At 39.9% G+C, this 13,036-nt stretch carries 11 protein-coding genes; 6 read left to right on the top strand and 5 right to left on the bottom strand.

Annotation, left to right across the window (positions count from 1 at the left end):
* Positions 1-154 precede the first annotated feature (154 nt).
* From Q0976_RS19495 to rlmM, 4 genes are all read left to right on the top strand, one after another.
* Positions 155-1,066, top strand: a complete 912-nt coding sequence (locus tag Q0976_RS19495; RefSeq protein ID WP_299495550.1) for a transcriptional regulator GcvA — start codon at positions 155-157, stop codon at positions 1,064-1,066.
* 16 nt (positions 1,067-1,082) lie between these two features.
* Complete coding sequence (locus Q0976_RS19490; RefSeq protein ID WP_299495548.1) at positions 1,083-1,736, top strand: alpha/beta fold hydrolase; 654 nt, start codon at positions 1,083-1,085, stop codon at positions 1,734-1,736.
* Positions 1,737-1,738: 2 nt separating this feature from the next.
* Entirely contained in the window at positions 1,739-2,125 is a 387-nt protein-coding gene (locus Q0976_RS19485; RefSeq protein WP_299495547.1) for a DUF423 domain-containing protein, read from the top strand.
* A 106-nt stretch (positions 2,126-2,231) separates the two neighbouring features.
* Complete coding sequence (rlmM, locus tag Q0976_RS19480) at positions 2,232-3,314, top strand: 23S rRNA (cytidine(2498)-2'-O)-methyltransferase RlmM (protein ID WP_299495545.1); 1,083 nt, start codon at positions 2,232-2,234, stop codon at positions 3,312-3,314.
* Between the two features lie 73 nt (positions 3,315-3,387).
* Here the strand turns inward: rlmM and Q0976_RS19475 are convergent, their stop codons facing one another.
* A complete protein-coding gene (locus tag Q0976_RS19475) occupies positions 3,388-4,395 on the bottom strand; it encodes an isocitrate dehydrogenase (protein WP_299495544.1) in 1,008 nt (335 codons plus the stop codon).
* Positions 4,396-4,676: 281 nt separating this feature from the next.
* On the opposite strand from Q0976_RS19475, the gene Q0976_RS19470 reads away from it, so the two are divergent.
* Together Q0976_RS19470 and Q0976_RS19465 are read left to right on the top strand one after the other, a co-directional pair.
* A complete protein-coding gene (locus Q0976_RS19470) occupies positions 4,677-7,514 on the top strand; it encodes a prolyl oligopeptidase family serine peptidase (protein ID WP_299495543.1) in 2,838 nt (945 codons plus the stop codon).
* Positions 7,515-7,840: 326 nt separating this feature from the next.
* Positions 7,841-8,509, top strand: a complete 669-nt coding sequence (locus Q0976_RS19465) for a GNAT family N-acetyltransferase (RefSeq protein ID WP_299495542.1) — start codon at positions 7,841-7,843, stop codon at positions 8,507-8,509.
* Between the two features lie 65 nt (positions 8,510-8,574).
* On the opposite strand, the gene Q0976_RS19460 is transcribed toward Q0976_RS19465, so the two are convergent.
* The 4 genes from Q0976_RS19460 to Q0976_RS19445 form a co-directional block, all read right to left on the bottom strand.
* Positions 8,575-8,961, bottom strand: a complete 387-nt coding sequence (locus Q0976_RS19460) for a DUF3192 domain-containing protein (protein WP_299495541.1) — start codon at positions 8,959-8,961, stop codon at positions 8,575-8,577.
* A 96-nt stretch (positions 8,962-9,057) separates the two neighbouring features.
* Positions 9,058-9,831, bottom strand: a complete 774-nt coding sequence (xni, locus tag Q0976_RS19455; protein WP_299495540.1) for a flap endonuclease Xni — start codon at positions 9,829-9,831, stop codon at positions 9,058-9,060.
* A 176-nt stretch (positions 9,832-10,007) separates the two neighbouring features.
* Positions 10,008-11,363 carry a nucleotide 5'-monophosphate nucleosidase PpnN gene (ppnN, locus tag Q0976_RS19450; RefSeq protein WP_299495539.1) on the bottom strand — a complete coding sequence of 452 codons (1,356 nt, stop codon included), beginning with the start codon at positions 11,361-11,363 and terminating at the stop codon, positions 10,008-10,010.
* An 80-nt stretch (positions 11,364-11,443) separates the two neighbouring features.
* Complete coding sequence (locus Q0976_RS19445) at positions 11,444-12,976, bottom strand: GGDEF domain-containing protein (protein WP_299495538.1); 1,533 nt, start codon at positions 12,974-12,976, stop codon at positions 11,444-11,446.
* Between the last annotated feature and the right edge of the window lie 60 nt (positions 12,977-13,036).

The raw sequence follows: 13,036 nt of genomic DNA, 5'->3' as shown, positions 1-13,036 counted from the left end.
CTAGTAAATAAAGTGCATGGCTTTATGTAAAAAGAGTCATGTTTGCTGTCATTGCGATAGCGCGAAATTTACACAAAAAAACTGGCTTTTACAAAGGATAAAATGTAACAATCAAGATTAGAAAAACTAATCCAAAAATGAGAGCTAGATCACTATGCCAAAACGATTACCTCCATTAAATGCAGTGAAAGCATTTGAGGCGGCTGCAAGGCAATTAAGTTTTACCCGTGCAGCGGAAGAACTCTTTGTGACCCAAGCGGCTGTGAGTCACCAAATAAAGGCATTAGAAGAGTTTTTAGGTCTAAAACTCTTTCGTCGGAAAAACCGTTCTCTGTTATTAACCGAAGAAGGTCAGAGTTATTTTCTCGATATAAAAGATCTGTTTGTGCAGCTATCGGATGCCACAGATAGGTTATTAGCCAGAAGTGCGATTGGATCGTTGACTGTGAGTACTTCCCCTAGTTTTGCTATTCAATGGCTCGTTCCTAGGCTATCAAAATTCAGTGAACTCAATCCTGATATTGATGTGCGGATTAAAGCGGTTGATAATGAGCAAAGCTCACTGAGTGATGATGTCGATGTGGCTATTTACTATGGGCAAGGTCATTGGCCGGGTGTGCATGCCGATAAGTTACGTAATGAAGTATTAATTCCGGTTTGCTCGCCTATGTTACTTAAAGGTCCAAAGCCGTTAAATACACCTAGCGATCTTAAAAATCATACTTTATTGCATGATGCTAGCCGCCAAGATTGGCAGGCGTGGTTTAAGCAAACTGGTGTGGGTGATATTAATGTGAATCAAGGTCCCATATTTAGTCACTCTTCATTAGTATTACAAGCTGCTGCATATGGTCAGGGGGTCGCATTAGGTTACAGCGTGCTTGCCAGTCCCGATATTAAGGCGGGTCGATTGATTTGTCCTTTTCCTGATGTATTAGTGAGTAAGAATGCATATTACCTTGTGTGCGAGCAAAACTTAGCTGAGGTGGGTAAAATTACCGCTTTTAGAGAGTGGATGTTGAGCATGTTTGAAGAAGAATCCCGTAGTGAATTATTGCCTGGATAAGGAAGAAACAGAGCCCATGAGTGAAGTGGTTAGTAAAGTGAGCCCGTATGTGTTTGATGGTGCTGGTTGTGAAGTGTTAGTGATCTTTGCTCACGGCGCTGGTGCTAATATGCATTCTGATTTTATGGTGCAAATGGCTGAGGCTTTGGCTGGGGAGAATAGGCGTATTGCTCGGTTTAATTTTCCCTATATGTGTGCCAATGCATTGGATGGAAAACGCAGACCACCTGATAGAGCGCCAAAATTAGTGATTGATTTTGATTCTCACATCACGTTTTTAAAAGAAAAATACGCGCCTAAAAAGATAATTTTAATGGGCAAATCGATGGGAGGGAGAATGGCTGCTATTGTGGCTGCAAAAATCCAGGTAGACGGCGTTATTTGCTTAGGCTACCCCTTTATTCCCTTAAAAGGTGGAGAACCAAGATTGTTGCCCATTGTAGAGTGTCAAGCGCCTTTGCTGGTGGTACAAGGTGAGCGGGATAAATTTGGTTATAAAGGTTTAGTGGAGACTTGGCCTGAAATGCATGCTGTACAGCTGCACTGGCTTGTTGATGGCTGTCATAGCTTTAAGCCTCGCAAAGCCTCTGGAGTAACCTATGATGAGAATATGACGCAGGCGGTGACGTATTGCCAGCAATTTATTGAAGCAATATTAAGGGAGAAGTGAATATGCGCAGTGGTTTTTTATTATTGGCAGGATTGAGTGGCTTTTTGGCTGTGTCATTAGGCGCTTTTGGTGCTCATAGTTTAAAAGATATGGCTTCACCAGAGATGATTCGAATTTTCAATTTAGGCGTAGAGTATCAGTTTTATCATACCTTTGCTTTAATTGCTGTTGCCTTTGCTGGCCATTGGTTACCGTCGCGGATACTGAATTGGGCAGGTTATTTGTTTATTTTAGGGATAGTGTTATTTTCAGGCTCACTTTACATTTATGCATTGACTCAAACGGCTTGGTTAGGGGCGGTGACACCTTTAGGGGGCTTGTCTTTTTTATTGGGCTGGTTGTTTATTGCGGTGGCAGTATGGCGTAATCGTGTGAATGAATTTAAGTAATCGGCTGTGGTAGGAATAAAGTACACAGGCTCCTAGATACAGTGTAAAATAGCCAGCAATTACTGATGGTCATATCGATCAGGATTGCTAATATTTAGGAAGCTTAATGATAAACCTATTTTTATTTTGCCGTGCAGGCTACGAAAAAGAGTGTGCGGCAGAAATTCAAGATCGCGCTGCCCAGTTAAATATTGGCGGATTTGTTAAAACAAAGACCAATGACGCTTATGTGATTTTTCAGTGTTTTAATGAAGGTGATGGGGCGGTTTTAGCCGAAAAAATTCCGTTAGATTCGCTTATTTTTGCCAGACAAATGTTTGCAGCCAAAGCATTATTGAAGGATCTTCCTGAGTCAGATAGAGCGACGCCTATCGTTGAGGCCTTAGCCGATGTGGCTAAAGCGGGTGAGCTAAGAGTGGAAACGCCAGATACAAATGAGGCGAAAGAGCGTTCAGGCTTTTGCCGTAAGTTTACTGTACCTTTACGCCAAGCATTGAAAAAATCGGGCAGCTTATTGGCAAAAGAAAACTCGAAAAGACCGATTATTCATGTGTGTTTTGTGGCTTCGGGTACTGCTTATGTTGGTTATTCATTAAGCCAGAACAGTTCTCCTCACTTTATGGGGATCCCAAGATTGAAAATTGCATCGGATGCACCGAGCCGTTCAACGTTAAAATTGGATGAAGCCTTTAATCACTTTATTCCAAAGGAAGAGCAAGAAACGCGGTTAAGCAGTGGCATGAACGCGGTTGATTTAGGGGCATGTCCGGGTGGATGGACATATCAATTAGTGCGTCGAGGAATGTTTGTGGCGGCTGTTGATAATGGCCCTATGGATGAAGGGCTCATGGAAACAGGACAGGTTAAGCATTATCAAGCAGATGGTTTTCGATTTGAGCCGCCAAGAAAGAATATCCATTGGTTAGTGTGCGATATGGTGGAGAAGCCTTCTAGAGTGGCAGAACTTATTGAGGCATGGGCGATTAATGGCTGGTTTAAAGAGGCCATTTTTAACTTGAAATTACCCATGAAAAGTCGCTATAAAGAAGTCAGTGTGATTTTATCGACACTGGCTGAAATTTTAACGGAAAATGATGTCACTGATTTTTCGTTAGCCTGTAAACACCTTTATCATGATAGAGATGAAGTAACGGTTCATCTTTGTTTACGTCCCAATGCACCTTGGTGATAGAGATAATAAAAAGCCTCAATATTGATTGAGGCTTTTTATTAGGAACGGTTGCTTCTAGGTGAAGATGACATTAGAGGCGTTCAATAACTGCTTGAGTAAAGTCAGTTGTTCCATGGGTACCGCCTAAGTCACGTGTTGTACGATCGCCTTCAGCAATCACGCTTGAAATCGCATTACGAATAAGCTCGGCTTTATCTGCCATACCTAAGTATTCAAGCATTTGAATGGATGCTAATACAACCGAGGTTGGGTTGGCTAAATTCTTACCTGCGATATCAGGGGCGCTGCCATGAACAGCTTCAAAAATGGCAGCATCACGACCAATATTAGCGCCTGGCGCCATGCCTAAACCGCCCACGAGTCCTGCGCACAGATCGGATAATATATCACCAAACAAATTGGTGGTTACAATAACATCAAAGTTTTCTGGGTTCATGACCAACTTCATGCAAGTGGCATCAACAATCATTTCTTCAGTGATGATATCGGGGTAACGTTCACCCACTTCTTTAGCCACTTTTAGAAATAAGCCTGAGGTTGATTTCATAATGTTGGCTTTGTGCACGATAGTGACTTTCTTACGTTTTTCTTTTCGCGCGAGATCATAAGCAAAAGTAGCGATTTGCTCAGCACCTTTGCGTGTAATTATACTGGTGGCTTCAGCTGTTGTGCCGTCCTCTGACAGTGTCTGACCTAAACCAGAGTACATGCCTTCAGTGTTCTCACGTACTGTGATGATATCAATATCATCATAGCGGGCTTGAGTGCCTTTAAAGGATTTCACTGGGCGAACGTTAGCATACAAGCTGAATTTTTTACGTAAGCTCACATTAATTGAAGTAAATCCACCACCGACAGGTGTAGTTAATGGACCTTTTAAGGTGATGCTGTTTTTTTCAATTAAGTCTAATGTTTGTTGTGGAACAAGCTCACCGTGTTTTTCAAGTGCCGCAAGGCCTGCATCTGCGAATTCATATTCGAAGTTACAACCTGCTTTATCAAGAATTTGGATGGCTGAATCGATAATACTGGGTCCAATCCCGTCACCAGGGATCACCGTAATGGTTCTTTTTGTCATGTTTATCCTACCGCCTTTTGGGCGCTACTGCTAATATCGGCCAGTGCAACTGGTATAGACTGGCGATTTGAAATTTTCATTGTCTTCGTCATTTTAACGACTTTCGTCTTACTTTCACAGGAAATAGTGAGTAAAATCACATTTTTTAAGCAAATAATGATTCATTGACCGCCATTAATGAAGGATTATTTGTACTATGTGATCATAGGTTAATTAAGCTTATTTGGTAAGCATGGGTTAATGTTAGTCGAAAATAAACAACAATAATAATGGAGAAGACATTGAAGTCACAATTAATACGATTTTTTATAATGATGGTTTTGGGGGGACTTTCTTTCGCGAGTTATGCGACGCTTCAAAGAGTGACACCGAGTGAAATAATGGCATTTGAAGCTTTAGATAAACCTGTTATTTCAAATAATGGAGCCGTATTGGCTGTGGAAGTCAAACCCGATAGAGGTGACAGTCATGTGCTAGTGAAAAACATTCAAACACTGCAAAGCTTCACTCTAAAAGGCAGTGTTAAACCTCGAGTTAATCATGATGGCCGTTTTGTGATTGCCAAGATTCCACCAACATTACTGCAACTAGAAACCACTGCAAAGGCAGAAAAAGAAAAATTAACGACAGGACTTATTCTACTGAATACGGTCTCAGGAGAGAAAAGTAAATTTGATGATGTTAAGCAGGCTGACTTTAATGAGCAAGGAAATGCGCTGGCCATTTGGTTTAATCCTAAAAAAGACAATAGTAAGGGTGAAAACACGACAAGCGAGCAAAATGCCGAGGTTCCATCAGTAGAAGTGGATGCATTTGACAAAAGCAGTAAGCTGGTTTTGCAACAGTTAAATACAGGGCATAAGCTGACGTTTGAACATGTATCAGCTTTTGCATTTGATGCTTTAGGTCACCATTTGGTGATCGCACAAAATAATATAGCAGATCAGTTTCACCAGCTTCAATTCGTGGCGTTGTCAGATCTGTCTTCAAAGGTGGTTTTTGCATCGAATGAGCAACAAATAGGTCATATTGCTTTGAGCGATAATGGGCGCCATTTAGCTTGGACAGCAGGTAAAGCCAGTGTGCCGCCTTTTGGTCGTGAATATATCTTGAGTCTGATGGATCTTGAACGCAATAAGATAACGAGAATTTCAGCTGCCAATGCTCAAGCGTGGACATTGAATCGTTACAGTGGGTTGCAATTTTCAGATGACAATGAACGACTCTTTATGGGACGTGTGCCTCAAGTCCTGCCAGAGCCGACGATGACGAAGATGAAAACAGACAAGGATGTGTTTGATATTGATGTGCTGCGTCAGAACAGAGATTTAGTGATATGGCAAGGTGATGATGAACGTATTAAACCTAATGAAATAAAGCAGTATGCTAATGAGTTAACCCGTACGTATTTAGCCGTATTGTACATCGATAACCATAGCTTAATTCAGCTTACCGATAAAAATGTGCCGGATCTTGAACAAACTGACTTGGAACAAAGCCCATTTACCACCAGTTTATTAACGGCTAAACGTTATGTATTAGCCAGCTCAGATAGACCTTACCGAAAAATGATCACTTGGGCGGGGTTTTATCGTGATTTTTATATTCTTGATATAAAGACAGGTGAAAAGCAGTTATTATTGCATCAGCAACCAGAATCTCAAGTACCAAGTCTTTCGCCTAATGAGAAATTTGTTGTTTATTATCAGCAAGGTAATGTATTTCTTTATAATATAGATAAACAGCAAAAGGTTAATTTAACTCAAGCATTAGCGGTTCCTTTTTCCGATGAAGATCATGATTATCCATCAAATGCACCCAGCTATGGTTTTGGTCCATGGTTAGCGAATGATGCTGGAGTATTAGTCTATGATAAATATGATATTTGGCAATTTAGTACTGAGTCTAAAAAAGGGCTGAGACTCACGAAAGGTTTAGGGCGAAAACAACAAGTCCAATATCGTGTGGTGGATTTAACGGTGAAAGACGCGTTACCGACCACCTTTGAAAGTGAGGAGCCTATTTTACTACAGGGTTATAGTGAAAAAACAAAAGGGGATGGATTTTATGTGGCCAAAGTGGGCCAGCAAGGAGTACAAACCTTGATGGCTGGCGATTATAAATTAACGCCGTTGGCACATAGTAAAGACCCTCAAATGCTTGTTTATTCTAAGCAACGTTATGATCTTTTTCCTGATCTTTATACTGCCCCTTATTTAACCCCCCAAGATAATGTGAAACAAACGGATTTGGATGCGCAAAAACGACGTTTGGCATGGGGACAAGCTGAATTAGTGCATTGGACAAACAGTGACGGAAAAGTGTCAGATGGTGTGTTTATTAAGCCAAGCAATTATGTTGAAGGGCAATCTTACCCTGTGATTGTGTATTTTTATCGCTTTATGAGTAATCGATTACATGCTTTCCCTGATATGAAATTTAACCATAGACCTAATTTTGCTTGGTTTGCGGACAATGGCTATGGTATTTTTCTGCCTGATATTCGCTTTGAGATTGGTCGTCCTGGAGACTCTTCTGTTAGCGCATTGACCTCAGGGGTACAGTACCTTATTGATATGGGATTGGCCAAGCCTGATGCCATTGGTTTACAAGGTCATTCTTGGGCGGGTTATCAAACGGCCTACGCAATAACACAAACGTCTTTATTTAAGGCTGCCGTATCTGGAGCCCCTGTGTCTAATATGACTAGCGCTTACAGTGGTATTCGCCACGGCACGGGTCTTGCGCGGCAATTTCAGTATGAAACGGGGCAAAGCCGCATTGGGAAAAGTTTATATCAGGCACCTTTGGAGTATATTGAAAATTCACCTATTTTTTATGCGGATAAGATTAATACGCCGCTGATGTTGATGTTTGGTGATAAAGACGAAGCGGTGCCTTGGGAGCAAGGGATTGAGCTTTATTTAGCGATGCGTCGTTTAGGTAAGCCAGTGGTTTTTTTACAATATAAAGATGAGCCTCATCATTTAAAGAAATACCCTAATAAAGTCGATTATAGTTTACGCATGATGGCGTATTTTGATCATTATTTAAAAGGGCAACCTGAGCCTAAGTGGATAACGCAAGGAGAAGCGTATCAAGAGTATAAAAAGGATTAGGGGATGTTCGTCTTTGGTGATGACTTCTGCAGGATAAACGTTGTTGTCATTGTTTTAAGCAGGATCCACTCAAGGTGCTTGATCTTTTGTTGAGAGCCACTCTGTTTAACGAAAGGGGTTTAGTATGGCTAGACCTCAGCTTTCTTGTTGTGATTAAAATATGTTTTGCTTGGGGAAATTTACCCCAAAAAGGTCAATAGCCTTAGTGAAACAGCATTAAAAAGTGAGTAGGCCCTGTGGTGGTTTGAGAGTGTTCAAGCTGTTTAAGGCCGACTAATATTGTCATATAAATCGTCATATAAAGTGGTATTAAAGGAGAGCGAATCGTGCCTGAAGGATTATTCACCCATTATCATGTCAACAGCGAAAGCCTTAATCATGGCCAAGTTGAAGTATTGCCTATTTTAAAAACGGCCAGATTATATTTGACAGTGTTATTACCAGAGCAATATGCGTTGTTGGGTCATTATCACCTCGAAAATCGCGCTTATCTTTCTTCATGGGAACCACAGCGATCAGTTGATCACTTTAGTGATACTAAGATCCAAGCACGATTAAAACGTCAGTTAAGGGCTTATTTTCAAGAGCAAGCTGTGCACTGGGTGGCTTTTCAACATCAAGATATCAGTTCGATAAATGACTTAAATCAAGGGTTGCTCTGCTTACGTCCTGAAGCAAAAATTATAGGTGTATGTAACTTTACCAATATCATTCAAGGTGCGTTTCAAGCTTGCCATTTAGGTTATTCTTTGGCAGAAGCTCGTCAAGGGCAAGGCTATATGCAAGAAATGTTAGCGGCAACGATAGATTATGCATTTGATGAGTTAGGTTTGCATCGGATCATGGCTAATTACATGCCATCTAATGATAAAAGTCAGCGTTTATTAGAAACCTTAGGTTTTGAGCAAGAAGGCAGAGCAAAAGATTATTTAAAGATAGCGGGTCAATGGGAAGATCATATTCTGACATCAAAAATAAACAAGAAGGTGGATTGAAAAGCTGTTTTGGTATCAGAAGATAACAATAGAGAGCGATTATATTGCCGCTCTCATGGAGCATGTTAGGTTTCGGCATTGAGTGTTAAGAAGGCTTCATAAGCGGAACTTCCCCAAGCAATCAATTTTCCGGCTTTAAACAATAAAGGAGTACATTCATCTTTAGTCGTGATCCCGTCTGAGAAGTTGTGCTGGGTACGGTAAAACAAGACTTGCATGGCGACATTTTCCGCCATTTTAGCTTCTGAAAAATCGGCGATACCCAATAATGTTTTTATTTGAATGATATCACTACCTAATGACAGTTGGGCAATATGGTATAAATTATGAGCTTGTCTATCTTGCCAATCTTTATCATCGGCAAGGGGCTCATATGCGATGACAACAAACGCGACAAAGAGTAAATATAGGCTAAAAAGGCTACCAATAAAGAGCGGCAATTTTGATTTCATTGCAGTTAACCATCCCTGATATTTTTTCTAGTTAATATACTGCGATAGCTGAGTTGAGTAAAGCGCTCTTTATGAGTGATAAAGCGACTGTTTTATTTAAGGTGTGTTTTGGGGACTTGAAAGCCTAAATTGTTTCAAATTCACATTTAATGGTAAATCCGTCTGTAATTGGATCAACTTATAGCTGAGCTTAGCTAAGGTTTTTCCTGTAGCCAGTTTTTCTGCTTGTTTGGCGCCTATTTTATCAAGAGAACGATAAATATTTCCTAAAGTACGAAAGGTTTTAAGTAATTCAGAAGCTGATTTAGGACCAATGCCTGGTACGCCTGGAATTTTATTGCCACTGTCTCCAGCTAAAGCGAGATAATCTAAAAATTGGCTAGATTCAACGCCGAGCTTCTCTTCTCTGGCTTTTAGGGTTAAAAAAGTTTGGTTAAAATGATCCCAGAGTTGGATGTGGGGATGAGTCAGTTGGTTAAAGCCTTTGTCAGTTGAGACGATAATGGCTTTACCTTGTGCTTGGGTGAGTTTAGTGGCTAGAGTTGCTATCACATCATCGGCTTCACTTTGGGCTTCAATGGAATAAATGCCTTGATGTTGTAAGTAGGTCTTTACAGATGGTAGTCCTTTTTCGAGTGCCTCAGGCATAGGTTTACGCCCTTTTTTATAATCTTCAAATAAGCGCTTGCGCCATGAAATGGCTTTTCCATCCCACACGATGGCGATATGGGAGGGTTGGTGGAATCGAATGAGCTTCTTGCAAGAGCGATGCACTTGCTCTTGTAATCCATCAATATTGGTGTCATTGGGCTGCGCTGCATGCATACGGCGAACCAGATTCATACCATCAATGATTAAAAATACATTCATGTGTGTTGTCATCGACTTGAGTGAAAGGAGGGGCTTTACAGAGTATATCAATAGTTTGCAATATTTTCATCTTGTCATTGGTATCCCAAAATAACTTGACGATAGCATATCAAGTTATTTGAGAAGGATGTGATGAATGGCATAAGACTTTAATATCGTTTAGCGTCTGTCAATCATTAGGCATGGGTAATATCATAACAAGGGACATACAGTGTGCCAGGTAGCTTCATTCTTTGTTGTTCAACAAATGCCTGAAGCAAGGTGTCCATTAACGCCATTAATTTAGGATCGCCTTTTAATTGAAAAGGGCCATGCTGTTTGATTTTGTTAACGGTTTCCATTTTAACGTTACCCGCCACAATACCCGAAAAAGCTTGCCGTAGATTCGCGGCCAGTTTAGCTTTATTGGGTTGAAAATGTAGGTCGAGTTTTGCCATGTTTTCATGGGTTGGATTAAACGGAAATTGAAATTCAGGGTTGATTTTGAGTGCCCAATGATATTGATAAGAATCACCTGTTTTTTTCCTGAATTTTTTAATGGCTTCCATTCCTTCTTTTTGGATCCTTGCCACTTCAGCAGGGTTATCGATGATAATTTGGTATTTATCTTGCGCTTCTTTTCCCAGAGTCGCGCCAATAAAAGCATCCACTTGAATAAAATAATCAGCACTTTCTTTAGGACCTGTTAAAATCAGTGGAAAGGGTAAATCTTGATTATTTTCATGGAGTAAAATGCCCAGAAGGTAAAGTAACTCTTCTGTTGTTCCTGCGCCACCAGGAAAAATAATAAAACCATGGCCTAGACGAACGAAAGCTTCCAAGCGTTTTTCTATATCGGGTAAAATGACCAATTCATTGACAATATGATTTGGGGGCTCTGCAGCAATAATATTGGGCTCGGTTAATCCAATATAGCGAGCATGATTGATTTGCTGTTTTGCATGACCCACTGTTGCGCCTTTCATGGGGCCCTCCATTGCACCAGGCCCGCAACCTGTGCAAATATCAAGTTCGCGAAGACCGAGTTCATGACCAACAGCTTTGGTGTATTGAAATTCAGTATTATTGATACTGTGTCCCCCCCAGCACACAACAATATTGGGGTTGAACATGGGCATGACTCGAGCGTTACGCAAAATATCAAACACGAGGTCAGTTATGTGGCTAGAATTGGTAAAATCAATATATTCAAATTGCTCGAATTTGTCGTTTAGATAGATGATATCTCTAAGCACTGAAAACAAATGTTCTTGAATGCTCGCTATCACCTTTCCGTCGACTAATGCGGCCGTTGGAGGGTTAATGAGTTCTATTTTTATGCCACGTTCTTTTTGCAGCACATTTACTTTAAAATCTTCAAATTGCTTAAATAGCTTTTCGCTATTATCACTTTTAATACCAGATGCAAGGACGGCAAGAGAACAATTTCGATACAATTGATAAAGCTCACTTTGTGCATTTTGTTTCAAGCGGGCAACTTCTAATTGAGACAGTTGCTCCATACTACCTTTTGGGCTGATCCTAACTATCATAGCAACTCCTTAGCAGTTAATGATGATCATTACTTTCACACAATAGTAAGTCGTGCTTTATCTTGTGAGGTTGCTATTGTTTATAAGTCAATAATCACCTTGTCTCTGCTTTCATTTTTGGCTCGGTAAAGGGCAGCATCTGCGCGTTCAAATGTATCCTGTATGGTTTCACTTTCTAATATTTTGGCTGCACCTATAGATACTGTAACTGTGATCCGTTGGTTTTTGAACTTAAATGGGATATTTTTAATTTTTTTTCGTAAACGATTGAGTGTGGCATCAAGGTGGTTGACTGATAATTGGGGCAGAAGCATAACAAATTCCTCTCCGCCAAATCGTGCGACGAACTCGTTTTTATTGAGGGTATTTTTTAATGCCATCGCGATAACTTGTAGGGTTTTATCGCCTGTAGAATGCCCAAAATTATCATTAACAGATTTAAAGTGATCGATATCGGCAATTACGACCCATAGGGCTTGTTTGTGTTGTTGGTAATGTCTAAATTCCAATGACATACGTTCTTCAAGTGCTGCTCGGTTTGGAAGTTGAGTGAGCGGATCGACTAAATGAAATTTTTGTTGTTCAAACAAACTTTGCTTATAAATATTAATTTCTTTATTTAATCCTTTTATTTGTTTTTTCATGGAAGCAAAAGCCCGTTCCATCACTTTCATTGATTGTTTTTCTTGAGCTTGTCTTTGGTTAAGCGCTAAATGAATATTAGATACTTGTTCAATGAGTTTAACTTTTAGCTCATCAATGTCATCAATGTGCATTAAGTGGTCTTCTATGATATTGATTTTTTTAAACAGGCTGTCATTGAGTATGGTATGACTGGCAAACTGATCTTGTGTATGTGTTTGGGTATTATCAGCCATATGACTCATGGCTGATAAAGCATCGTCAAGCGTGAACAAAAAAGCTTGAGAAGCAGATTGGGAGCTATCAATATTTTCTTGTAACAAACGGAGAATATTTTGATAAGCAGATAATAGATCGCTGACTAAAAAATCACCAAGTAATACTTCTTTAATTTTTGTTATTTTGTCTGTTTGATGTTTATGGAAGCGGATCTCAGAGATGATTTGTGTCAGCTCTATTGCTTGTGTTCTGTAACTGCTTGTTGTTTGTTGAACACATTGATTATCATCACTGATAATATGATGATAAAGATCAATAAGCTTTTCTAATTGTTTAATGTAGTCCAAGAATGTATGAAAAGGGTTATTGAGATCTTTTTTTAAAGATAATAGCGTTTGTTTGTCTTTTTGACAGAAACTCTCGAGTCTCTCCAGTGGTTTTATTGCAAGAATTAGCTGCTCTCTGTGAGCAGTTAATTGTGTGCGAACATGTTTATCGTGTTGTTTTAATATGACTTCGATTTTACTGAGTTCTGCAAAAGTTTGAGGCAGTTTATCGGAGGATGTGAATAGGGCACGTAAATTGGCCAATTTATTATCGAGTTCAAGGTTGAGGCCTTTACAGGCTTTACTTAAATAATCGATAAATTGAAATAACAAGTTAAGTTGAGTTGTTGTCACTTGCTGTTTTGTTATGCTAGGAAAATGAGCCGTTGATACGTTTATTTTCTTCGGGGTAATTTTATCCTTCATTACTCTATCCTGATGAGCTATTTTATTATGAAACAATGTTATTGTTGACTAGCCATTAGA

The sequence above is a fragment of the uncultured Shewanella sp. genome, assembly GCF_947501665.1.
Taxonomy (GTDB): Bacteria; Pseudomonadota; Gammaproteobacteria; order Enterobacterales; family Shewanellaceae; genus Shewanella.
This window is presented reverse-complemented; position numbering and strand designations above follow the sequence as displayed.